This window comes from Streptococcus oralis (assembly GCF_026782125.1).
Lineage (GTDB): Bacteria > Bacillota > Bacilli > Lactobacillales > Streptococcaceae > Streptococcus > Streptococcus oralis_CE.
The window spans coordinates 121,039-144,018 of record NZ_JAKUVY010000006.1; the positions used below are offsets into that span (position 1 = coordinate 121,039).

At 43.8% G+C, this 22,980-nt stretch carries 21 protein-coding genes and 1 riboswitch; of the genes, 18 read left to right on the forward strand and 3 right to left on the reverse strand.

The genetic code is table 11. From position 1 onward, the window contains the following. Window positions 1-9 precede the first annotated feature (9 nt). From mapZ to tig, 13 genes are all read left to right on the forward strand, one after another. Window positions 10-1,452, forward strand: coding sequence for a cell division site-positioning protein MapZ (mapZ, locus tag MK385_RS07280; RefSeq protein WP_268725688.1), 1,443 nt, complete (start codon window positions 10-12; stop codon window positions 1,450-1,452). Window positions 1,453-1,527: 75 nt separating this feature from the next. Continuing rightward, complete coding sequence (gene gndA / locus MK385_RS07285; protein WP_070567259.1) at window positions 1,528-2,952, forward strand: NADP-dependent phosphogluconate dehydrogenase; 1,425 nt, start codon at window positions 1,528-1,530, stop codon at window positions 2,950-2,952. 11 nt (window positions 2,953-2,963) lie between these two features. Next, the gene (locus MK385_RS07290) at window positions 2,964-3,653 is read left to right on the forward strand and encodes a response regulator transcription factor (RefSeq protein WP_268725689.1); all 690 of its coding nucleotides are present in this window, start codon (window positions 2,964-2,966) and stop codon (window positions 3,651-3,653) included. A 99-nt stretch (window positions 3,654-3,752) separates the two neighbouring features. Further along, window positions 3,753-4,772, forward strand: a complete 1,020-nt coding sequence (cbpC, locus tag MK385_RS07295; protein ID WP_268725690.1) for a choline-binding protein CbpC — start codon at window positions 3,753-3,755, stop codon at window positions 4,770-4,772. Between the two features lie 117 nt (window positions 4,773-4,889). Further along, window positions 4,890-5,768, forward strand: a complete 879-nt coding sequence (gene mvk, locus MK385_RS07300; RefSeq protein WP_268725691.1) for a mevalonate kinase — start codon at window positions 4,890-4,892, stop codon at window positions 5,766-5,768. Then, window positions 5,750-6,703: a diphosphomevalonate decarboxylase gene (gene mvaD, locus MK385_RS07305; protein WP_268725692.1), complete on the forward strand. Its 954-nt coding sequence runs from the start codon at window positions 5,750-5,752 to the stop codon at window positions 6,701-6,703. The genes mvk and mvaD overlap by 19 nt, the downstream gene beginning before the upstream one ends. Further along, complete coding sequence (locus MK385_RS07310) at window positions 6,690-7,697, forward strand: phosphomevalonate kinase (protein WP_268725693.1); 1,008 nt, start codon at window positions 6,690-6,692, stop codon at window positions 7,695-7,697. Before mvaD ends, MK385_RS07310 begins: the two co-directional genes overlap by 14 nt. Then, window positions 7,681-8,682 (forward strand): type 2 isopentenyl-diphosphate Delta-isomerase, encoded by a 1,002-nt coding sequence (gene fni, locus MK385_RS07315; protein WP_268725694.1) that lies wholly within the window; start codon window positions 7,681-7,683, stop codon window positions 8,680-8,682. Before MK385_RS07310 ends, fni begins: the two co-directional genes overlap by 17 nt. 166 nt (window positions 8,683-8,848) lie before the next feature. Then, window positions 8,849-9,547: a cell wall-active antibiotics response protein LiaF gene (liaF, locus tag MK385_RS07320; protein ID WP_268725695.1), complete on the forward strand. Its 699-nt coding sequence runs from the start codon at window positions 8,849-8,851 to the stop codon at window positions 9,545-9,547. Continuing rightward, entirely contained in the window at window positions 9,544-10,542 is a 999-nt protein-coding gene (locus MK385_RS07325; protein ID WP_268725696.1) for an envelope stress sensor histidine kinase LiaS, read from the forward strand. The genes liaF and MK385_RS07325 overlap by 4 nt, the downstream gene beginning before the upstream one ends. 10 nt (window positions 10,543-10,552) lie before the next feature. Next, entirely contained in the window at window positions 10,553-11,185 is a 633-nt protein-coding gene (locus MK385_RS07330; protein ID WP_049484256.1) for a response regulator transcription factor, read from the forward strand. Then, complete coding sequence (locus MK385_RS07335) at window positions 11,186-11,842, forward strand: DNA alkylation repair protein (protein WP_268725697.1); 657 nt, start codon at window positions 11,186-11,188, stop codon at window positions 11,840-11,842. A 92-nt stretch (window positions 11,843-11,934) separates the two neighbouring features. Next, window positions 11,935-13,218 (forward strand): trigger factor, encoded by a 1,284-nt coding sequence (gene tig, locus MK385_RS07340; protein ID WP_268725698.1) that lies wholly within the window; start codon window positions 11,935-11,937, stop codon window positions 13,216-13,218. Between the two features lie 47 nt (window positions 13,219-13,265). On the opposite strand, the gene recD2 is transcribed toward tig, so the two are convergent. The 3 genes from recD2 to rnhC form a co-directional block, all read right to left on the reverse strand. Beyond that, window positions 13,266-15,632 (reverse strand): SF1B family DNA helicase RecD2, encoded by a 2,367-nt coding sequence (gene recD2, locus MK385_RS07345; RefSeq protein WP_129313659.1) that lies wholly within the window; start codon window positions 15,630-15,632, stop codon window positions 13,266-13,268. Window positions 15,633-15,759: 127 nt separating this feature from the next. Further along, window positions 15,760-16,374: a signal peptidase I gene (lepB, locus tag MK385_RS07350; protein WP_042767925.1), complete on the reverse strand. Its 615-nt coding sequence runs from the start codon at window positions 16,372-16,374 to the stop codon at window positions 15,760-15,762. 3 nt (window positions 16,375-16,377) lie between these two features. Next, window positions 16,378-17,259, reverse strand: a complete 882-nt coding sequence (rnhC, locus tag MK385_RS07355) for a ribonuclease HIII (protein WP_268725699.1) — start codon at window positions 17,257-17,259, stop codon at window positions 16,378-16,380. Window positions 17,260-17,345: 86 nt separating this feature from the next. Here rnhC and zapA point away from each other — a divergent pair, with 86 nt between their 5' ends. The 5 genes from zapA to MK385_RS07380 all read left to right on the forward strand — a co-directional run bounded on the left by zapA (window position 17,346) and on the right by MK385_RS07380 (window position 22,977). Beyond that, a complete protein-coding gene (gene zapA, locus MK385_RS07360) occupies window positions 17,346-17,648 on the forward strand; it encodes a cell division protein ZapA (RefSeq protein ID WP_000002028.1) in 303 nt (100 codons plus the stop codon). Then, entirely contained in the window at window positions 17,645-18,193 is a 549-nt protein-coding gene (locus MK385_RS07365; protein WP_268725700.1) for a CvpA family protein, read from the forward strand. The genes zapA and MK385_RS07365 overlap by 4 nt, the downstream gene beginning before the upstream one ends. Before the next feature lie 100 nt (window positions 18,194-18,293). Then, on the forward strand, window positions 18,294-20,630 hold the full coding sequence (locus MK385_RS07370) for an endonuclease MutS2 (RefSeq protein ID WP_268725701.1): 2,337 nt from the start codon (window positions 18,294-18,296) through the stop codon (window positions 20,628-20,630). A 166-nt stretch (window positions 20,631-20,796) separates the two neighbouring features. Then, window positions 20,797-20,885: riboswitch (glycine riboswitch) on the forward strand. Window positions 20,886-20,974: 89 nt separating this feature from the next. Next, on the forward strand, window positions 20,975-22,297 hold the full coding sequence (locus MK385_RS07375) for an alanine/glycine:cation symporter family protein (RefSeq protein WP_268725702.1): 1,323 nt from the start codon (window positions 20,975-20,977) through the stop codon (window positions 22,295-22,297). Window positions 22,298-22,428: 131 nt separating this feature from the next. Then, window positions 22,429-22,977 carry a carboxymuconolactone decarboxylase family protein gene (locus MK385_RS07380; RefSeq protein WP_125413987.1) on the forward strand — a complete coding sequence of 183 codons (549 nt, stop codon included), beginning with the start codon at window positions 22,429-22,431 and terminating at the stop codon, window positions 22,975-22,977. The last annotated feature ends 3 nt before the right edge of the window (window positions 22,978-22,980 follow it).

Here is a 22,980-nt window from a genome sequence, read left to right on the forward strand (position 1 = left end):
GGTGAACTCATGAGTAAGAAAAGACGTGATCGTCATAAAAAAGGACATCAAGAACCACAATTCGACTTTGACGAAGCAAAAGACTTGACTGTTGGTCAAGTCATTCGTAAGAATGAAGAGGTTGAAGCAGGAGTATTGCCTGAGGACAGTATCTTAGACAAATACATCAAACAGCACCGTGAAGAAATCGAAGCCGACAAGTTTGAAACTCGTCAGTTTAAAAAAGAAGAACTGACTTCTACTCAAAATCTAGAGGAAATGATCCAAGAAGTTCGTGAATCAAGTGAACCTTCTAATCAGGTAGACGATTCAGACGTGGTTGCTGAAGAATCTATTGAAGAGATAGAAGAAGAGACTACTCAGTTTGTTCCACCACTTCAAGATGAAGAAAGTGCTGAAATAGAGCCTCTCGTTTTAACAGAAACAGAGCCCAAGGAAATAAATGAGGAACGAGAAGAGGAGACCTATACACCTCTATCACGTTCGGCTCAAACAGAACCTGAAACAGGCTCTAAGAAGAAAGGTGTCATCATCATTGCTTCGGTAGTAGCTGCAATCCTTGTGCTTGCTGGAACATATTATGTCTACCGCCAAGTATCTCGTTCAAACCAAGAAATCCAGTCTTCTCAAGCAGCCTCTTCGGATGATAAAGGGACACAAACAGCTTTGAAAGACTTCAATGATCTCTATGATACTTTCTATACGGATGCCAATAAGACAGCTCTGAAAAACAGCCAGTTTGATAAATTGAGCCAACTGAAAACCTTGCTAGATAAGTTAGAAGGTAGCCGTGATTATACACTAGCTAAGTCAAGATATGATAGCCTAGCAACTCAAATCAAGGCCATTCAAGATGTTAATGCCCTCTTTGAAAGCCCAGCTATTACGGACGGAGTCTTGGATACCAATGCAAAAGTCAAAGCAGACGCTAAATTTACAGAAATCAAGACAGGCAACACAGAACTAGACAAGCTCTTGGATAAGGCCATTAGTCTTGGCAAGAGCCAACAAACCAGTGCTTCCAGCTCAAGTTCAAGCTCTAGCACGAGTCAAGCAAGCTCAAGCTCAGCTACAGAAAGCAATGCAAGCAGTACGACCCCTTCAACAAGCACCACGGCACCAGTTAGAGATACAAATGGTGGTTTGTCTGGCGATGGGGTTAATCTTCAAAGAAGTGCTAGTCGTGTACCGTACAACCAATCAGCTGTAGACGATAGCAACAACCCTGCTTGGACGTTTGCGGATGGTGTATTGGAACAAATCCTAGCAACATCACGTGCTCGTGGCTATATCACTGGAAATCAATACATCCTAGAACGTGTCAATATCGTAAACGGAAATGGTTATTACAACCTTTACAAACCAGATGGAACCTATCTCTTCACCCTCAACTGTAAGACGGGTTACTTTGTAGGGAATGGTTCTGGTCACGCTGATGGCTTGGACTACTAGGAGACCGTTACAAAATTCTTTCCTTTCATAGGTAAAAATGATAAAATAAAACATATTAAACAAGAGGAGTGTCACATGACAAAAGCTAACTTTGGTGTCGTAGGTATGGCCGTAATGGGTCGTAACCTTGCCCTAAATATCGAATCTCGTGGCTATACAGTTGCCATTTACAACCGTAGTAAAGAAAAAACAGAAGATGTCATTGCTTGCCATCCTGAAAAGAACTTTGTGCCAAGCTATGACGTGGAAAGCTTTGTAAACTCAATCGAAAAACCTCGTCGTATCATGCTCATGGTTCAAGCTGGACCTGGTACAGACGCAACTATCCAAGCCCTTCTTCCACACCTTGACAAGGGTGATATCTTGATTGACGGAGGAAACACTTTCTACAAAGATACCATCCGTCGTAACGAAGAGTTGGCTAACTCAGGCATCAACTTTATCGGTACTGGGGTTTCTGGTGGTGAAAAAGGTGCCCTTGAAGGTCCTTCTATCATGCCAGGTGGACAAAAAGAAGCCTACGAATTGGTCGCTGATGTTCTCGAAGAAATCTCAGCTAAAGCACCAGAAGATGGCAAACCATGTGTGACTTACATCGGTCCTGATGGAGCTGGTCACTATGTGAAAATGGTCCACAACGGTATCGAGTATGGTGACATGCAATTGATCGCAGAAAGCTATGACCTCATGCAACACTTGCTCGGTCTTTCTGCAGAAGATATGGCTGAAATCTTTACTGAGTGGAACAAGGGTGAATTGGATAGCTACTTGATTGAAATCACAGCTGATATTCTTGGACGCAAAGACGATGAAGGTCAAGATGGCCCAATCGTAGACTACATCCTTGATGCCGCAGGTAATAAGGGAACTGGTAAATGGACTAGCCAATCAGCTCTTGACCTTGGTGTGCCATTGTCACTGATCACTGAATCAGTATTTGCGCGTTACATCTCTACATACAAAGAAGAGCGTGTACATGCTAGCAAGGTCCTTCCAAAACCAGCTGCCTTCAAATTTGAAGGTGACAAGGCTGAGTTGATTGAAAAGATCCGTCAAGCCCTTTACTTCTCAAAAATCATTTCTTACGCACAAGGTTTCGCACAATTGCGTGTAGCTTCTAAAGAAAACAACTGGAACTTGCCATTTGCGGACATCGCATCTATCTGGCGTGATGGCTGTATCATCCGTTCTCGCTTCTTGCAAAAGATTACAGATGCCTACAACCGCGATGCTGATCTTGCTAACCTTCTCTTGGATGAGTACTTCTTGGATGTTACTGCCAAGTACCAACAAGCAGTGCGTGATATCGTAGCTCTTGCTGTTCAAGCTGGTGTACCAGTGCCAACTTTCTCAGCAGCTATTACTTACTTTGATAGCTACCGTTCAGCTGACCTTCCTGCTAACTTGATCCAAGCGCAACGTGACTACTTTGGTGCCCACACTTACCAACGTAAAGACAAAGAAGGAACCTTCCACTACTCTTGGTATGACGAAAAATAAGTAGGTCTGCCATGGGGAAACGGATTTTATTACTTGAGAAAGAACGAAATCTAGCTCATTTTCTCAGTCTGGAACTCCAAAAAGAGCAATACCGTGTTGATCTGGTCGAGGAGGGGCAAAAAGCCCTCTCCATGGCTCTCCAGACAGATTATGACTTGATTTTACTGAATGCTCGTCTGGGGGATATGACGGCCCAGAATTTTGCAGAGAGGCTAAGTCGGACAAAACCTGCCTCAGTAATCATGGTCTTGGACCATCGCGAAGAATTGCAAGACCAGATTGAGACAATCCAGCGCTTCGCCGTTTCTTACATCTATAAGCCAGTGATTATTGATAATCTAGTAGCTCGTATTTCAGCGATTTTCCGAGGTCGGGACTTTATCGACCAACACTGTAGTCAGATGAAGGTCCCAACGTCTTACCGCAATTTGCGTATGGATGTAGAACATCATACCGTTTATCGTGGCGAGGAGATGATTGCTCTGACGCGCCGTGAGTATGACCTCTTGGCTACTCTCATGGGAAGCAAGAAAGTCTTGACTCGTGAGCAGTTATTGGAAAGTGTTTGGAAGTACGAAAGTGCAACAGAAACCAATATCGTGGATGTTTATATCCGTTATCTACGTAGCAAGCTTGATGTAAAAGGTCAAAAAAGCTACATTAAAACCGTGCGTGGTGTTGGTTACACCATGCAAGAATAGAAAAGCAGTTGCAGTTTTGTAACTGCTTTTTTTGAGAAGTTTCTATATATTGACATACAGTAAAGTCTTTGCTACAATCAGTTATGGAGGAAAAATCTAATGAAATTTTTGAAAAAAATGATGCAAGTCGCACTAGCAACATTTTTCTTTGGTTTGCTAGCTACAAATACTGTATTTGCGGATACCACAGGTGGCCAATTTGTTGATAAGGATAATAGAAAATATTATGTAAAAGATGATCATAAAGCAATCTATTGGCATAAAATAGACGGTAAAACTTACTATTTTGGTGATAGAGGAGAGATGGTTGTCGGTTGGCAATACGTAGAAATTCATGGAACAGGTTATCGTGATAATTTATTTAATAATCGTCCAGTCTTAGAAATTGGCCTTCAACAGAAGTGGTACTATTTTGGACAAGATGGTGCTTTGCTAGAACAAACAGATAAACAAGTACTAGAGGCAAAAACGTCTGAAAATACAGGAAAAGTATACGGTGAACAATATACTCCATCTGCTGAAAAGAGAACTTATTATTTTGATAATAATTATGCTGTAAAGACAGGCTGGACTTATGAAGACGGCAATTGGTATTATTTAAATAAGCTAGGAATTTCTGGCGATGATTCTTACAATCCACTACCAATTGGTGAAGTTGCTAAGGGTTGGACTCAAGATTTCCATGTTACTTTTGGCATTGATAGAAGCAAACCTGCTCCATGGTACTACTTAGATCCAACAACTGGCATCATGCAAACAGGTTGGCAACATCTTGGTAATAAATGGTACTATCTCCGTTCATCAGGAGCCATGGCGACTGGCTGGTATCAGGAAGGTACCACTTGGTATTATTTAGACCAACCAAATGGCGATATGAAAACTGGTTGGCAAAACCTTGGGAACAAATGGTACTATCTCCGTTCATCAGGAGCCATGGCAACTGGTTGGTATCAGGAAGGTTCAACTTGGTATTATCTAAACGCAAATAATGGTGACATGAAGACAGGCTGGTTCCAGGTTAATGGCAAATGGTACTACGCTTATAGTTCAGGTACTTTAGCAGTGAATACGACTGTAGAAGGCTATTTTGTCAACTATAATGGCGAATGGGTTCAATAATGAAAGAGGCGATTGTGAAGGAAACAATCGCTTTTTTTGTGAAAATATAATAAAATAGATAGAAGGAAATACTACTGTATGAAATGAGACGGTCTTTTCGTCTGGTTAAAGGAAAACATGACAAAAAAAGTTGGTGTCGGTCAGGCACATAGTAAGATTATTTTAATAGGGGAGCATGCGGTAGTCTACGGCTATCCTGCTATTTCTCTGCCTCTCTTAGAGGTGGAGGTGACCTGCAAGGTGGTCCCTGCTGAAAGTCCATGGCGTCTTTATGAGGAGGATACCTTATCCATGGCGGTGTATGCCTCGCTGGAGTATTTGGATATCAAAGAGGCCTGCATTCGCTGTGTGATTGACTCGGCTATTCCTGAAAAACGAGGGATGGGTTCGTCAGCGGCTATCAGTATAGCAGCCATTCGAGCTGTTTTTGACTACTATCAAGCCAACCTGCCTCATGATATACTAGAAATCTTGGTCAATCGGGCTGAGATGATTGCCCATATGAATCCAAGCGGGTTGGATGCCAAGACCTGCCTCAGTGACCAACCCATTCGCTTTATTAAAAACGTTGGATTTACAGAGCTTAAGATGAACCTATCCGCTTATTTGGTCATTGCAGATACGGGCGTGTATGGTCACACTCGTGAAGCCATCCAAGTGGTTCAAAGCAAGGGGAAGGATGCTCTGCCGTTTTTGCATGCCCTGGGAGAATTGACCCAGCAAGCAGAAGATGCGATTAGACGAAAAGATGCTGAGGGACTGGGACAAATTCTCAGTCAAGCGCATTTACATTTAAAAGAAATTGGTGTTAGTAGCCCTGAGGCAGACTCCCTCGTTGAAACAGCTCTTAGCCATGGTGCTCTAGGTGCCAAGATGAGTGGTGGTGGGCTAGGGGGCTGTATTATCGCCTTAGTAGCCAATCTGGACCAAGCGCAAGAACTAGCAAAACGATTAGAAGAGAAAGGAGCTGTTCAGACATGGATCGAAAGCCTGTAACAGTACGTTCCTACGCAAATATTGCCATTATCAAATATTGGGGAAAGAAAAAAGAAAAAGAGATGGTTCCTGCTACTAGCAGTATCTCTCTGACTTTGGAAAATATGTACACAGAGACGACCTTGTCGTCTCTACCGACGGATGCGACTGCTGATGCCTTTTATATCAATGACCAGCTCCAAAATGAGGCAGAACATGCCAAGATGAGCAAAATCATTGACCGCTACCGTCCAGAAGGTGAGGGATTTGTCCGTATTGATACCCAAAACAATATGCCAACGGCAGCGGGCCTGTCCTCAAGTTCTAGCGGTTTGTCCGCCTTGGTCAAGGCATGCAATGCTTATTTCCAGCTTGGATTGGATAGAAGTCAGTTGGCGCAGGAAGCTAAGTTTGCCTCAGGTTCTTCCTCTCGTAGTTTTTATGGACCGTTAGGTGCCTGGGATAAGGATAGTGGAGAGATTTACCCTGTAGAAACAGACTTGAGACTAGCTATGATTATGTTGGTGCTGGAGGACAAGAAAAAACCAATCTCTAGCCGTGATGGGATGAAACTCTGTGTGGAAACCTCGACGACTTTTGACGACTGGGTGCGCCAGTCCGAGAAGGATTATCAGGATATGCTGGTTTATCTCAAAGAGAATAACTTTGCCAAGGTTGGGGAATTAACGGAGAAAAATGCCCTAGCCATGCACGCTACAACAAAAACTGCTAGTCCAGCCTTTTCTTATCTAACGGATGCGTCCTATGAAGCGATGGACTTTGTTCGTCAGCTTCGTGAGCAAGGTGAAGCCTGCTACTTTACCATGGATGCTGGTCCCAATGTCAAGGTTCTCTGTCAGGAGACAGACTTGGAGCATTTGTCAGAAATCTTTGGTCAACGTTACCGCTTGATTGTGTCAAAAACAAAGGATTTGAGCCAAGATGATTGTTGTTAAAACTTGCGGAAAACTCTATTGGGCAGGTGAATATGCTATTCTAGAGCCAGGGCAATTAGCCTTGATAAAGGCCATCCCCATCTATATGAAGGCTGAGATTGCTTTTTCTGAGAACTACCGTATCTACTCAGACATGTTTGATTTCGCAGTGGACTTGACGCCAAATCCTGACTACAGCTTGATTCAAGAAACGATTGCTTTAGTGGGAGATTTCCTCGTTTATCGTGGGCAAACCTTGAGACCTTTTTCTTTGGAAATTCGTGGAAAAATGGAACGGGAAGGCAAAAAGTTTGGTCTAGGTTCTAGTGGTAGCGTCGTTGTCTTGGTGATTAAGGCCCTGCTGGCTCTATATGATATTACGGTTGATCCGGAACTCTTGTTCAAGCTGGCAAGCGCGGTCTTGCTCAAGCGAGGCGACAATGGTTCTATGGGAGACCTTGCCTGTATCGTTGCAGAGGATTTGATTCTCTACCAGTCTTTTGATCGACAAAAGGTGGCTACTTGGTTGGAAGAAGAAAGCTTGGCAACAGTTTTGGAGCGTGCTTGGGGCTTTTCTATCTCACACGTACAACCTGCCCTAGAATGTGATTTCCTAGTTGGATGGACCAAGGAAGTAGCTGTGTCTAGTGACATGGTCAAGCAAATCAAGCAAAACATCAATCAGAGTTTTTTAAGTTCCTCAAAAGCAACGGTGTCTGCTTTGGTAGAAGCCTTGGAGCAAGGGCATGCAGAAAAAATCATCGAGCAGGTGGAAACAGCCAGTCAACTCTTAGAAGGCTTGAGTGCAGATATTTACACACCTTCGCTGAGACAGTTGAAAGAAGCCGGTCAAGATTTGCAGGCTGTTGCCAAGAGTAGCGGTGCTGGTGGTGGTGACTGTGGGATTGCCTTGAGTTTTGATGAGCAATCAACTGAAACCATAAAAAATCGCTGGGCCGATCTGGGGATTGAGCTCTTATACCAAGAAAGGATAGGACATGACGACAAATCGTAAGGACGAGCATATCCGCTATGCCCTTGAGCAGAAAAGTTCCTATAATAGCTTTGATGAGGTAGAGTTGATTCATTCTTCCCTACCTCTTTATGACCTGAATGAGATTGATTTGTCTACAGAATTTGCAGGTCGAAAGTGGGACTTTCCTTTTTATATCAATGCCATGACGGGTGGAAGCGATAAGGGGAGAGAAATCAATCAAAAGCTGGCTCAGGTGGCAGAAGCCTGTGGGATTTTGTTTGTGACGGGCTCTTATAGTGCGGCCCTCAAGGATCCAACAGACGACACTTTTTCTGTCAAGTCTAGCCATCCAAATCTCCTCCTTGGAACCAATATTGGCTTGGACAAGCCTGTTGAACTTGGTTTGCAGACTGTGACGGAGATGAATCCTCTCCTCCTCCAAGTGCATGTTAATGTCATGCAGGAATTACTCATGCCTGAGGGAGAAAGGAAGTTCAGAAGTTGGTATTCGCATCTGGCAGACTATAGCAAGCAAATCCCTGTTCCTATCGTTTTAAAGGAAGTCGGTTTTGGGATGGATGTGAAGACTATCGAAAGAGCCTATGAACTGGGTGTTCGAACGGTTGACCTGTCAGGTCGTGGTGGCACCAGCTTTGCCTATATCGAAAACCGTCGCAGTGGTCAGCGTGATTACCTCAATCAATGGGGACAGTCCACCATGCAAGCCCTTCTCAATGCCCAAGACTGGAAAGACAAGGTCGAACTTTTGGTTAGCGGAGGGGTTCGAAATCCTCTTGATATGATTAAGTGCTTGGTCTTTGGTGCCAAGGCTGTAGGATTGTCACGAACCGTTCTGGAATGGGTTGAAACTTACTCAGTCAAGGAAGTGATTAGCATTGTCCAAGGCTGGAAAGAAGATCTACGTTTGATCATGTGTGCCCTTAACTGTGCGACCATAGCAGATCTGCAAAAAGTAGGCTATATACTTTATGGCAAACTAAAAGAAGCAAAAGATCAGATGTAGAGAGGTCGGGACAAGAATCCCGCCCTTTTTTGTAGCCTTTTGTCAACTGTGGTGAGTTGATGAAACCTAGCTTCTAAGAGCAATTTCTGTCCCATCGCCTTTTTCCATCCTCAGACCGAGGTGACTTTTTTGAATTGTGATAAAATAGAAAGGAAAGGATGCAGCTATGAAAAAATTTCAAATCTTTTTATTTATTGAAGCCTGTCTTTTGACGGGAGCTCTGATTTTGATGGTATCAGAGCATTTTTCGCGTTTTCTGCTGATTCTATTCCTCTTTTTGCTCTTGCTCCGCTATTATACAGGTAAGGAGGGCAACAATGTCTTCCTCCTTGTAGCGACTATTCTTTTCTTTTTCATCGTCATGCTCAATCCCTTTGTGATTCTAGCCATCTTTGTAGCGGTGATCTACAGTCTCTTTCTTCTCTATCCAATGATGAATCAAGAAAGAGAGGAGACGGATTTGGTCTTTGAAGAGGTGGTGATGGTTAAAAATGAACGCAATCCTTGGTTTGGCAATCTCCATCATTTCTCTAGTCACCAGACCTGCCAGTTTGATGATATCAACCTCTTTCGCCTCATGGGCAAGGACACCATTCATTTAGAAAGAGTTATCTTAACCAATCATGACAATGTCATTATCCTTAGAAAAATGGTCGGAACGACTAGGATTATCGTACCTGTAGATGTGGAAATTAGTCTCAGTGTCAACTGCCTCTATGGAGATTTAACTTTCCTCCATCAACCCAAGCGAGCCCTTCGTAATGAACACTATCATCAGGAAACCAGAGACTACCTCAAGAGTAACAAGAGCGTCAAAATTTTCCTAACCAGTATGATTGGAGATGTGGAGGTGGTCAGAGGATGAAAAAGCAATCCTATCTATTAATCGGGCTGACTGCTCTCCTTTTTATCCTCTTTTTGACCAATAGTCTACTTGATATTCTTAATCTTGATTGGTCCTATTTGCTACAGGATATCGAGAAAACAGAGAAACTCATCTTCTTGATCTTGGTCTTTAGCCTTTCTATGACCTTCTTTTTTGACCTTTTTTGGCGCGTGATAGAAGAAGTCTCTCGCAGAAAAATGCAAGTCAATCTCAAGCGACTGCTAGCAGGGAAAGAGGTGATTCCCTTTGCAGATCCAGATTTGGAAGCCAGTTTCCAATCCTTGTCTGGCAAGCTCAACCTCTTGACAGAGGCTGTTCAAAAGGCTGAAAATCAAGGCCTAGTCAGGGAAGAAACAATCATCGAGAAAGAACGGAAGCGGATAGCACGTGACTTACATGATACGGTTAGTCAGGAGTTGTTTGCGGCCCATATGATTTTATCAGGTGTCAGTCAGCAGGCTTTGAAGCTGGATAGAGAAAAGATGCAGACCCAGTTGCAAAGTGTCGCAGCCATCCTTGAAACAGCCCAGAAAGATTTGCGAGTCTTGCTCCTACATTTGCGACCTGTAGAGTTGGAAGAGAAGAGTTTGGTTGAGGGGATTCAAATCCTCTTAAAAGAGCTTGAGGACAAGAGTGATCTCGAGGTCAGTCTCAAGCAAAATGTGTCTAAATTGCCTAAGAAAATCGAAGAGCATATCTTCCGTATATTACAGGAGTTGATTAGCAATACCCTCCGCCATGCCCAAGCATCTTGTCTAGATGTCTATCTCTATCAGACAGATGTAGAATTGCAACTGAAGGTGGTGGACAATGGAATTGGTTTTCAGTTGGGGAGTTTAGATGACTTGAGTTATGGACTGCGAAACATCAAGGAGCGGGTCGAAGATATGGCAGGAACGGTTCAACTCTTGACAGCTCCAAAGCAAGGGCTGGCGGTTGATATCCGTATTCCCCTGCTAGACAAGGAATCATAAAGGAGTAGAGATGAAAATTTTACTGGTAGATGACCATGAAATGGTCCGATTGGGCTTGAAAAGCTATTTTGACCTTCAAGACGATGTAGAAGTTGTGGGCGAGGCGGCCAATGGGGCTCAAGGTATTGACTTGGCCTTGGAACTCCGTCCAGATGTCATTGTCATGGATATTGTCATGCCTGAGATGAATGGGATTGATGCAACCTTGTCCATCCTCAAAGAATGGCCCGAAGCCAAGATTTTGATTGTGACCTCTTACTTGGACAATGAAAAAATCATGCCAGTTTTGAATGCTGGTGCCAAAGGTTATATGCTCAAGACTTCTAGTGCAGACGAACTGCTCCATGCAGTTCGTAAGGTGGCAGCGGGCGAGTTGGCCATTGAGCAAGAGGTCAGCAAGAAGGTCGAATACCACCGCAATCATATAGAGCTTCATGAAGAACTGACTGCGCGTGAGCGAGACGTGCTTCAACTCATCGCCAAGGGCTATGAAAATCAGCGCATCGCAGACGAACTCTTCATCTCTCTCAAGACAGTCAAGACCCATGTATCCAACATCCTAGCCAAGCTTGAGGTCAGCGATCGCACCCAGGCGGCGGTCTATGCCTTTCAGCACCACTTGGTGGGGCAGGAGGATTTTTAGATGAGTCTTGCAGATTTACTTGTGGAGCTAGAAGCGGCAAAAGATCCGCATAAAGCAGGCCCCATGGAAGCCTATATGCGCCATCAGTTTTCCTTTCTAGGCATTGCAGCTCCTGAAAGAAATGCACTCTATAAAAAGTATTTTCCAAGTGCGAAAAAAACAAAGGTCATCGATTGGGATTTTGTAGAGACTTGCTGGGGGCAGGAACCTAGAGAATACCAGTATGTGGCTGCCAACTATTTGAAAGCTATGCAGTCTTATTTGACGGAGAACGATTTGCCTAAGATTGAGCGTCTGGTCGTGACCAAGTCATGGTGGGACACGGTGGATATTCTGGATCGAGTAGTAGGAAGTTTGGTATATGACAAGCCAGAACTTGAAGAAAGAATTCTCCAATGGAGTTTATCAGATAATATCTGGCTGAGACGAGTTGCTATTGATCACCAGCTATTAAGAAAAGAGAAAACGGATGTTCAACTAATGGAAAAGATCCTGCTCAATAATCTGGACCAGACAGAATTTTTTATCAATAAAGCCATCGGCTGGGCTCTAAGAGACTACTCTAAAACCAATCCGGAATGGGTATCAAGCTTCATCGAAAAAAACAAGGAAAGAATGTCTGAACTTAGTATCAGAGAAGCCAGTAAGTACCTCTAGAGTCATTGAAAAGCGCATTCATTACTTGAAAATTAACCGTAGTTTATGCTATAATAGACTGTATTTAAAAAATTTTAAGGAGAAATGACAGAATGTCTGTATCATTTGAAAACAAAGAAACAAACCGTGGTGTCTTGACTTTCACTATCTCTCAAGACCAAATCAAACCAGAATTGGACCGTGTCTTCAACTCAGTAAAGAAATCTCTTAACGTTCCAGGTTTCCGTAAAGGTCACCTTCCACGTCCTATCTTCGACCAAAAATTTGGTGAAGAGTCACTTTACCAAGACGTTATGAACGCTCTTTTGCCAAACGCTTATGAAGCAGCTGTAAAAGAAGCTGGTCTTGAAGTCGTTGCACAACCTAAAATTGACGTAACTTCAATGGAAAAAGGTCAAGACTGGGTTATCACTGCTGAAGTCGTGACAAAACCTGAAGTAAAATTGGGTGACTACAAAAACCTTGAAGTATCAGTTGATGTAGAAAAAGAAGTAACTGACGCTGACGTTGAAGAACGTATCGAACGCGAACGCAACAACTTGGCTGAATTGGTTATCAAAGAAGGCGCTGCTGAAAATGGCGACACTGTTGTCATCGACTTCGTTGGTTCTATCGACGGTGTTGAATTTGACGGTGGAAAAGGTGAAAACTTCTCACTTGGACTTGGATCAGGTCAATTCATCCCTGGTTTTGAAGACCAATTGGTTGGACACTCAGCTGGCGAAACTGTTGATGTTATCGTAACATTCCCAGAAGACTACCAAGCAGAAGACCTTGCAGGTAAAGAAGCTAAATTCGTAACAACTATCCACGAAGTTAAAGCTAAAGAAGTTCCAGCTCTTGATGATGAACTTGCAAAAGACATTGACGAAGAAGTTGAAACACTTGCTGAATTGAAAGAAAAATACCGCAAAGAATTGACTGCTGCGAAAGAAGAAGCATACAAAGATGCAGTAGAAGGTGCAGCAATCGATAAAGCTGTAGAAAACGCTGAAATCGTAGAACTTCCAGAAGAAATGATCCACGAAGAAGTTCACCGTTCAGTAAATGAATTCCTTGGAAACTTACAACGTCAAGGTATCAACCCTGACATGTACTTCCAAATCACAGGAACTACTCAAGAAGATCTTCACAAACAATACGAGGGAGAAGCTGAGTCACGTACTAAGACTAACCTTGTTATCGAAGCAGTTGCCAAAGCTGAAGGATTTGACGCTTCAGAAGAAGAAATCCAAAAAGAAATCGAGCAATTGGCTGCAGACTACAACATGGAAGTGGCACAAGTTCAAAACTTGCTTTCAGCTGACATGTTGAAACACGATATCACTATTAAAAAAGCTGTTGAATTGATTACAAGCACTGCAACAGTAAAATAATCTTAAAAGATAAAAAGCCCACCTGACTAGGTGGGCTTTCTGCTACACTATTTTCCAAAAATCTCTTTGAGGTCTGCATCTGTAATCCCAATCATGGCTGGGATGCTAGACCAGTTTTCCTCGGTGAGGATGTAGGATAGAGGAGAATCCTCTTGATTTGTTGTTTCGCTAGGGGCTGGGCTGGTTTGGTCAGCTACTTCAACCAGATCCTTGAAGCGCTCAATCAGATAGGTCTTACGGGCAGTCCCGATATGCTTGACTGCATAGTCAAAGGCCTGTAATTCACCAAGAAGGATGAGTTTGCTCTTGGCCCGTGTAATAGCTGTATAGATGAGATTGCGTTCCAGCATGCGCTTGCTGGAACTGGTGATGGGAAGGATGACAACGGGAAACTCACTTCCCTGCGACTTATGGATACTCATGGCATAGGCTAGACGAATCTTGTACCATTCGTTTCGAGGATAGATGACCTCATTGCCATCGAAATCAATGACAATCTCATCTTGTTTGGACTCGGTGTATTTTCCAGGAATCAAATCTGTGATGTAACCTAGGTCTCCATTAAAGACATTGACTTCGGCGTCGTTGACTAGGTGAATGACCTTGTCCCCTGTTCGATAGTGACACTGAGTTGCTTCAAAGCTCACTTGTCCTTTTTGCAGAGGATTGAGCAGGTCTTGCATGAGTTGGTTGATGGCGTCAATGCCAGCAGTTCCTCGGTACATAGGCGCTAGCACCTGAATATCGCGAGCCGGGATACCACTTCTGAGGGCAGCACCGAGGATTTTCTCAATGGTAGCTGGGATATGGCCACTAGCGATTTCAAAGTAGGAACGGTCTGCCTTTTTCTGGGTAAAGTCAGCTGGCAAGATGCCTTGTCGAATCTGACTTGCCAAGGTGACGATAGTTGATTCCTCGCTCTGACGATAAATCCGTTCCAAGCGAGTTTGAGGAATCAGGGGTATCTGGAGCAGGTCAGCCAAGACTTGTCCAGGGCTGACAGAAGGTAGCTGGTCGCTATCACCCACGATGAGGATTTTACTGTTTGAAGAGATGTTGGAGAAGAGTTGGTTGGCTAGCCAAGTATCCACCATAGAAAACTCATCTACAATGATAAAATCGGCATCCAGATAATCTTCCAGATGGCTGGTATCATCATCACCCGTCATTCCCAAATGGCGGTGGATGGTAGCGCTAGGTAAACCTGTCAGTTCATTCATGCGCCGAGCTGCTCGACCAGTTGGTGCAGCGAGAAGAATAGGTAAGTTGCTCTTTTTCTTGAGATCGAGTCCTTCTAAGAGGGCATAAACAGCTATAATCCCATTGATAACAGTCGTCTTACCAGTACCAGGTCCGCCTGTTAGGATAAAGACCTTGTTCTGGATGGCGTCGCAGATAGCCTGCTTTTGGATGCTATCGTATTGGATACCCAGTTCTTTCTCGACGCTAGCGATATGCTTTTGAATGGTTTCCAAATCATGACTCTTTTGTTTTCCTTTATCAAGGATACGAACCAAGTGACTGCGGATGCCTTCTTCAGCGAAAAAGAGGCTATTATCAAAGATTTTAGTGTCAATCTGCTGAACCTTATCTTCTTCAATCAGATGAGATAATTCCTGAGCAACTTGGCTGGGTTCCAGTTCCACGGGACGGGAAGACTCGAGGAGAGTCAGGGTTTGTTCCAGCAAATCACGGGCTTCCATATAGGTATCACCCGTATCCATACAGCCTTGAAAGAGACTGTGGACAAGGCCAGCGCGGAAGCGCTCGGGAGCTTGGCTTTCGATACCTAGTTCGGCGGCTAATTGGTCAGCAATGGTAAAGCCCAAACCCTTGATATCCTCAACCAGTTGATAGGGATAATTTTCGACAATATCCAGCGTTTCTTCCTTGTAAAAGTCTTGAATCTGAAAGGCTAGTTTATTTGGAATGCCGTAGTTGGCCAGTTTTGCCAAAACCATCTCTGTCCCATAGTTGAGACGGAGGGTGGAGACAAAAGCCTCACGGTTTTTGGCAGAGAGTCCAGCAATACTTTCCAGATTTTCAGGGTGCTCCAGAATTTCGTCGATAGTGTTTTCACCATAGGTATCAACAATTTTCTGGGCTGTCTTGAGACCGATTCCCTTAAAATGACTGCTGGAGAAATACTTGACCAAGCCCTTACTAGTGGGTTTTGCTCTCTCGTAACGACTGATCTGTAGCTGTTCGCCATACTTGGAGTGCTGAACGATTTGCCCCCAAAAAGTATAGTCTTCACCCTCGATTACATCAGCCATGGTTCCTGTAACGATGATTTCAAAATCGTCAAAGTCCTCCGCATTGGTATCTTCGATATCTAGGAGGAGGATGCGATAGAAATTACTGACATTTTCAAAAATAATGCGTTCAATAGTGCCTGAAAAATAAACTTCCATAGGTTTCCTTTACATGAGTTTATGAGAATTGGTCTCTTAGCAACTTTGAAAAAACTAGATGACTAAAAGTTTTTTCTCACAATAGAAAAAGAGACTGAGACTTAGCATTCTCGGCCTCTTCCTTATCTTAAAATGTTCCGATACGGTTAAGTGGCCAGAAACGGAATTTTGCTTCGCCTTTGATTTCGCTAGCCTTGAAGGTACCAACATGGCGGCTGTCGCTAGAGACGAGACGATCGTCACCAAGGAGAAGGTACTCGCCTTGAGGGACAGTAAAGCTGAAGCTAGTGTTGGAATTGACATCGACCGTAAAGGCTTGTGCTTTTTGAGCAAGTTCTCTAAAGTAGACTCCCTTATTGCCTTCAAATCCTTTGCCAGTATAGGTATTTTGCAACTTTTCTGTTTTGAACAAGTTGAGGTATTCAGCTAGGTAGGGTTCATCCGTTTCTTTATCGTTGATAAAGAGTTTGTCATTTTCATAGCGGATGGTATCTCCGGGCATACCGATGACCCTTTTGACAATGTCTTTATTTCCTTCTTCCTCATGCGCAACCACAATGTCGAAGCGGTCAATTGGGAGGTGTTTAACAACGAAGAGAACTTCTCCGTCGGCTAGGGTAGGGTCCATAGAGTGTCCTTCTACACGGACATTGCTCCAAAGAAAGATACGGCTAAGACCGACCAGTGCGATAATCAGGAAGAAAACTCCCCATTCTTTTAGAAATGTTTTAAACGAATTCATAATTTACCTTTCTAGAAGTGCTTTGGCTTTTTCAGTGTTTTTAAAATGTAGTTTGGCACAGAAGTTCAGCCCCTTCATGCCATAGGCCTGAAGGATTTTACTAGCAACCTTATCAGATGCAGTTCCAGCGCCACTTGGCAGTTTATAGCCCAGTTCTCGTCCCAGATTTTCCAAGTTTTCGAGGAAGAGATCACGTGCGATGACGGAGCTAACCGCAACAGCCAGGTATTTTCCCTCGGCTTTTTCTTCTAAGCTAATCTTGTTTGGAAAACGGTTGGTTTCTTGTGCCAAGTACTTGTTATAGTTTTTAGGACTTGTAAAAGCGTCAATGACGATTTTTTCTGGCTGGACTCCTTTTTTTAGAAGGAGAAAGATAGCTTGGTTGTGAAGGGCAACCTTTACAGAAACAGCATTGTAACGCTCTCCGATAACTTCATTATACTTGCTCGGTGAGAGAAGCTGTACTTGATGTGGTATCTTTTCCTTGAGGATAGGAGCAATCTGACGAATCTTTTGGTCAGTCAAGGTTTTTGAATCCCCTACGCCGAGTTTTCGCAAGAAGTCATGCTGGTCAGGTGTCACAAAGGAAGCCACGACAGCCAGCCCCCCAAAGTAGGAACCATTTCCCACCTCATCAGTCCCAATTATAGGGAAATCTTGTCCACTGTTTTCTTGTTGAACTTGATAGCCAAAGAAACTGGCGTATTGCTCAGCAGCTTCTCCCTGTAGGAGGACTTTTCCAGAAGTATAGATGGAAACCGTTGCCTGAGGCAGTCGCAAAAAATAGCGGATATAGGGATTTTTACTAGGACTGAGAGCCTTCTGATACTGACTTAAAAAGCTCTGAATTTCCTGTTCACTTGGTGTGAGTGTGATACTTGCCATAGTCTCTATTGTACCACAAAAGCAGGAGAATTGGTAAAAACTGACAAAGTTAGCGAAATTTGGTATAATATCGTGAGGTGAATTTTATGGCAAATCTAAATCGATATAAGTTTACATTCGGGAAAAAGACATTAACCTTGACAACCGAGCATGACAACCTCTTTATGGAGGAAATTGCCAAGGTTGCGACTGAAAAATACCAAGCAATTAAAGAACAAATGCCTGGGGCGGATGATGAGACCATTGCGCTTCTTTTGGCGGTCAACTGTCTTTCTACACAGCTCAATCGTGAAATTGAATTTGATGACAAGGAGCAAGAGTTGTTAGAACTCCGCCACAAGTTAATTGCTGTCAAACAAGAACAGAGCAAGATTGAGGATTCCCTATGATTTCAATCCTACTCTTATTGGTTCTGACTTGGGGCTTTTACATCGGCTACCGTAGAGGTTTGGTCCTGCAAGTTTATTATTTCCTCGTGGCAGTGATTTCAGCCTTTGTTGCGGGACAGTTTTATAAATCACTGGGCGACCACTTTCACTTGCTTGTCCCTTATGCCAATCCTCAGGAAGGACAGGGCACCTTTTTCTTCCCTTCAGACCAGCTGTTTCACCTAGACAAGGTCTTTTATGCGGGCCTAGCCTACCTTTTAGTTTTTGGGATTTGCTACACTATCGGACGTTTTATCGGTTTGTTCCTGCACTTGATTCCAACTAAAAAGCTTGATGTCAAATGGTTGCGTATCGGATCAGGCCTTTTGTCTCTATTGGTAACCTTATTTGTCTTGCAAATGGCTTTGACCATCCTTGCAACAGTGCCTCTGGCAGTCATTCAAAATTCACTCGAAAAAAGTACAGTAGCCAAACACATCATCCAAAGTGTCCCTTTTACGACAAACCTTATCAAACAACTCTGGGTGACAAATTTAATCGGATAAAAAGGGCGGGATTTTTCCTAGCCCTTTGTTTACAGATTGGACGACTAGGTCAAAACCTCTAGTTGCTATAATCTTGTAAACCAGTATACAAGGAAAAAATATGAATACAAAAATACTAGAAACCTTAGAATTTAATAAAATCAAAGCCTTGTTTGAACCGCATCTCTTGACAGAACAAGGATTAGAGGAGCTAAAAGGCTTGGCTCCAACTGCTAAGGTGGATAAGATCAAACAAGCCTTTACAGAGATGGAGGAAATGCAAGCTCTATTTGTGGAGCAACCTCACTTTACCATCCTAGCGACGCGTGAGATATCAGCGGTTTGTAAGCGTCTGGAGATGGGAGCAGACCTCAATATCGGGGAGTTCCTGCTCCTCAAACGGGTCTTGCTGGCTAGCAGAGAGTTGCAAGGCTTTTATACCAATCTCGAAAACGTACGCTTGGAGCAGTTGGCGAGATGGTTTGAAAAACTGCATGAGTTTCCACACTTGCAAGGAAGTCTCCAAGCTCTAAATGATGCAGGATTTATCGAAAATTTCGCCAGTGAAGAGCTAGCACGCATCCGTCGGAAAATCCATGATAGCGAGAGTCAAGTTCGAGATGTCTTGCAAGACTTACTTAAACAAAAATCTCAGATGTTGACGGAAGGTATTATCGCTAGCAGAAATGGCCGTCAAGTTTTACCAGTAAAGAACACCTATCGCAATAAGATTGCAGGTGTTGTCCATGACATCTCTGCCAGTGGAAACACGGTCTACATCGAGCCACGTGAGGTCGTGAAACTGAGCGAAGAAATCGCTAGTCTGCGAGCTGACGAACGCTATGAGATGATTCGCATCCTGCAGGAACTATCGGAACGGGTTCGTCCTCATGCTGCTGAGGTTGCTAATGACGCTTGGATCATCGGCCATCTGGATCTGATTCGTGCCAAGGTACGTTTCATCCAAGAAAGACAAGCAGTCGTTCCTCAACTTTCAGAGAATCAAGAGATTCAACTCCTTCATGTTCGCCATCCTTTGGTCAAAAATGCTGTTGCAAACGATGTACACTTTGGTAAGGAATTAACAGCCATTGTCATTACAGGTCCCAATACTGGTGGGAAGACCATCATGCTCAAAACTCTGGGCTTGACTCAACTCATGGCCCAATCTGGATTGCCCATTCTAGCTGACAAGGGGAGCCGTGTCGGTATTTTCGAGGAAATCTTCGCGGATATTGGCGATGAGCAGTCTATCGAACAAAGCTTGTCTACCTTCTCCAGCCACATGACCAATATCGTAGATATTCTTGGCAAGGTCAATCAGCACTCGCTCTTGTTACTAGATGAGCTTGGGGCAGGTACCGATCCGCAGGAAGGAGCAGCCCTTGCTATGGCTATTCTGGAGGATCTTCGTCTGCGTCAGGTCAAGACTATGGCGACGACCCACTATCCAGAGCTCAAGGCCTACGGTATCGAAACAGCCTTTGTGCAAAATGCCAGTATGGAGTTTGATACAGCCAGCCTGCGTCCGACCTATCGCTTTATGCAGGGAGTTCCTGGTCGAAGCAATGCCTTTGAAATTGCAAAACGTCTGGGCTTGTCAGATGTCATCGTAGGAGATGCCAGCCAGCAGGTCAATCAAGATAATGATGTCAACCGTATCATTGAGCAATTAGAAGAGCAAACGCTTGAAAGTCGCAAACGCTTGGACAATATCCGTGAGGTGGAGCAAGAAAACCTCAAGATGAACCGAGCACTCAAAAAACTTTACAACGAACTCAATCGCGAGAAGGAAACTGAGCTCAACAAGGCGCGTGAACAAGCTGCTGAAATTGTGGAACTCGCTCTAAATGAGAGTGACCAGATTCTCAAGAATCTTCACAGTAAGTCTCAACTCAAACCCCACGAAATCATTGAAGCCAAGGCTGAGCTGAAAAAACTGGCTCCTGAAAAAGTCGACTTGTCTAAAAACAAGGTCCTTCAAAAGGCCAAGAAAAAACGAGCTCCAAAGGTTGGGGATGATATCATTGTTCTCAGTTATGGTCAGCGTGGAACCTTGACCAATCAACTTAAGGACGGCCGTTGGGAAGCCCAAGTCGGTTTGATCAAGATGACCTTGGAAGAGAAAGAATTTGACCTTGTTCAGGCTCAGCAAGAAGCCCCAGTCAAGAAAAAACAAGTCAATGTCGTCAAACGTGCTTCTGGTCGTGGTCCGCAAGCCAGACTGGATCTCCGAGGAAAACGGTACGAAGAGGCTATGAATGAGCTGGACGCCTTTATCGACCAAGCCCTGCTCAATAACATGGCGCAAGTCGACATCATCCATGGTATCGGAACAGGTGTCATTCGTGAGGGCGTCACCAAATACCTACAAAGAAACAAGCATGTCAAGAGTTTTGGCTATGCCCCACAAAATGCTGGAGGTAGTGGCGCCACTATTGTAACCTTTAAAGGATAGAAAAAGAGTGCTTCTCTTTTTTTGAAAAAGAAGTGAAAATCCATCTTTTTTCAAATAATATATTGACAAAAGCTAACTTTTCTTGTAAAATAATAAAAAATTAAATACCAACACCGAATGAAGTTTAATAGAAGTGGAGAAAGGTTTGTTTTCCATGACTGTAAATGGACGGAACTCTGGAGAGACCGTAAAGGCACCGAAGGGGCAAGGCAGGCAACTGCTCAAACTCTCAGGTAAAAGGACAGAGCTAGGATAGACCGCTTTTTGGCATTTATCTAAGCATTCCAGAGTACATGTATCTTGCATGTGCTCTTTCTTTTGGGGTTGAATGATAGGAGAAGGATATGTTAGAATTGCTTAAAGCGCTTGATGCTTTCGTTTGGGGGCCTCCCCTCTTGATCTTATTGGTCGGAACGGGTATCTATTTGACCATCCGACTAGGCCTTTTGCAGGTGGCTCGTCTCCCTAAGGCCTTTCAGCTGATCTTTACCAAGGACAAGGGACATGGCGATGTGTCGAGCTTTGCTGCTCTCTGTACGGCTCTAGCCGCCACCGTTGGTACGGGAAATATCATCGGGGTCGCGACAGCCATTAAGGTTGGGGGACCAGGGGCTCTCTTTTGGATGTGGATGGCAACCTTCTTTGGGATGGCGACCAAGTATGCCGAAGGCTTACTGGCCATCAAATACCGTAGCAAAGATGCAAATGGAGCTGTAGCTGGAGGCCCCATGCACTACATCCTTTTGGGAATGGGAGAAAAGTGGCGTCCACTTGCAATCTTCTTTGCCCTAGCGGGTGTATTGGTTGCCCTTCTAGGGATTGGTACCTTTACCCAAGTCAATTCAATTACAGAATCTATCCAAAATACAGCCCAAGTTGATCCAGCTATCACAGCTATCGTTTTGTCTGTTTTTGTCGCGATTGCAGTCTTTGGTGGACTCAAATCCATTTCCAAGGTTTCAACAGCAGTCGTCCCTTTTATGGCTATCGTCTATATTCTAGGAACCTTGATTGTGATTTTCTTTAATATCGAGAAAATCCCAGCAACACTTGCCCTAATCTTTACCTCAGCTTTTAGCCCTGTAGCTGCAGTAGGAGGATTTGCAGGTGCGACTATCCGTACTGCGATTCAAAATGGTGTGGCGCGAGGAGTCTTCTCTAACGAATCTGGCCTAGGATCAGCTCCGATTGCAGCTGCTGCGGCTAAGACAAATGAACCAGTAGAGCAAGGCTTGATTTCCATGACAGGAACCTTTATTGATACCCTCATTATATGTACGTTGACTGGTTTAACAATCTTGGTAACTGGTGTTTGGAGTGGTGATTTGAATGGGGTTGCCTTGACCCAGTCAGCCTTTTCAACAGTTTTTTCACACTTTGGGCCTGCCCTCTTGACCATCTTCCTTGTACTCTTTGCCTTTACGACGATTCTCGGTTGGAACTACTACGGAGAACGCTGTTTTGAGTTTCTCTTCGGTGTTCGATTTATCTGGCTTTACCGTGTAGTCTTTGTAGTCATGGTCTTGTTGGGAGGATTTATAGAGTTGGATATGGTATGGATTATCGCAGATATCGTCAATGCCTTAATGGCTTTACCAAACTTGATTGCCCTCTTAGTTTTGTCGCCAGTCGTCATTGCTGAGACTAAAAAGTATTTTAAACACTAACCCAATCACACTTTTAGTGTGATTTTTTTCATTTCATAGACATTTCCTATCAAGGTGATTGAAAATATATATTATCCAAGGGGGAAATTCTATGATAGACTAAATGACAATAAAATGAAAAGAGGTTCCTTATGACAAGATTTACCATCCATACTGTAGAATCAGCACCAGCAGAAGTAAAAGAAGTTCTTGAAACAGTACAAAAAGATAACAATGGCTATATTCCCAACCTAATCGGTCTCTTGGCCAATGCTCCAACGGCGCTTGAAGCCTACCGAACTGTCGGATCTATCAACCGCCGTAATAGCCTAACCCCAGTTGAGAGGGAAGTGGTGCAAATCACAGCTGCCGTAACCAATGGATGTGCCTTCTGTGTCGCAGGTCACACAGCTTTTTCCATCAAACAAATCCAGATGAATGATGATCTCCTCCAAGCCCTTCGCAATCGCACTCCAATCGAGTCAGATCCAAAACTAGACACCCTAGCTAAGTTTACCTTGGCAGTTATCAATACCAAAGGGCGTGTGGGAGATGAAGCCTTGACTGAATTTTTGGAAGCTGGCTACACGCAACAAAATGCCTTGGATGTAGTTCTTGGTGTTAGTCTTGCAAGCCTCTGCAACTATGCTAACAACCTAGCCAATACGCCGATTAATCCAGAATTGCAAGCCTATGCCTAGTTG

Bases quoted from the DNA above. Each gene is read 5' to 3' on its own strand.
- MK385_RS07325 (WP_268725696.1), top strand. From the start codon at position 9,544: ATGAAAAAGCAATCCTATCTATTAATCGGGCTGACTGCTCTCCTTTTT.
- rnhC (WP_268725699.1), bottom strand. From the start codon at position 17,259: ATGGCAAGTATCACACTCACACCAAGTGAACAGGAAATTCAGAGCTTT.
- MK385_RS07380 (WP_125413987.1), top strand. From the start codon at position 22,429: ATGACAAGATTTACCATCCATACTGTAGAATCAGCACCAGCAGAAGTA.
- MK385_RS07330 (WP_049484256.1), top strand. From the start codon at position 10,553: ATGAAAATTTTACTGGTAGATGACCATGAAATGGTCCGATTGGGCTTG.
- recD2 (WP_129313659.1), bottom strand. From the start codon at position 15,632: ATGGAAGTTTATTTTTCAGGCACTATTGAACGCATTATTTTTGAAAAT.
- MK385_RS07310 (WP_268725693.1), top strand. From the start codon at position 6,690: ATGATTGTTGTTAAAACTTGCGGAAAACTCTATTGGGCAGGTGAATAT.
- mvaD (WP_268725692.1), top strand. From the start codon at position 5,750: ATGGATCGAAAGCCTGTAACAGTACGTTCCTACGCAAATATTGCCATT.
- lepB (WP_042767925.1), bottom strand. From the start codon at position 16,374: ATGAATTCGTTTAAAACATTTCTAAAAGAATGGGGAGTTTTCTTCCTG.
- MK385_RS07370 (WP_268725701.1), top strand. From the start codon at position 18,294: ATGAATACAAAAATACTAGAAACCTTAGAATTTAATAAAATCAAAGCC.
- cbpC (WP_268725690.1), top strand. From the start codon at position 3,753: ATGAAATTTTTGAAAAAAATGATGCAAGTCGCACTAGCAACATTTTTC.
- fni (WP_268725694.1), top strand. From the start codon at position 7,681: ATGACGACAAATCGTAAGGACGAGCATATCCGCTATGCCCTTGAGCAG.
- MK385_RS07375 (WP_268725702.1), top strand. From the start codon at position 20,975: ATGTTAGAATTGCTTAAAGCGCTTGATGCTTTCGTTTGGGGGCCTCCC.
- tig (WP_268725698.1), top strand. From the start codon at position 11,935: ATGTCTGTATCATTTGAAAACAAAGAAACAAACCGTGGTGTCTTGACT.
- MK385_RS07290 (WP_268725689.1), top strand. From the start codon at position 2,964: ATGGGGAAACGGATTTTATTACTTGAGAAAGAACGAAATCTAGCTCAT.
- gndA (WP_070567259.1), top strand. From the start codon at position 1,528: ATGACAAAAGCTAACTTTGGTGTCGTAGGTATGGCCGTAATGGGTCGT.
- zapA (WP_000002028.1), top strand. From the start codon at position 17,346: ATGGCAAATCTAAATCGATATAAGTTTACATTCGGGAAAAAGACATTA.
- MK385_RS07335 (WP_268725697.1), top strand. From the start codon at position 11,186: ATGAGTCTTGCAGATTTACTTGTGGAGCTAGAAGCGGCAAAAGATCCG.
- MK385_RS07365 (WP_268725700.1), top strand. From the start codon at position 17,645: ATGATTTCAATCCTACTCTTATTGGTTCTGACTTGGGGCTTTTACATC.
- mvk (WP_268725691.1), top strand. From the start codon at position 4,890: ATGACAAAAAAAGTTGGTGTCGGTCAGGCACATAGTAAGATTATTTTA.
- mapZ (WP_268725688.1), top strand. From the start codon at position 10: ATGAGTAAGAAAAGACGTGATCGTCATAAAAAAGGACATCAAGAACCA.
- liaF (WP_268725695.1), top strand. From the start codon at position 8,849: ATGAAAAAATTTCAAATCTTTTTATTTATTGAAGCCTGTCTTTTGACG.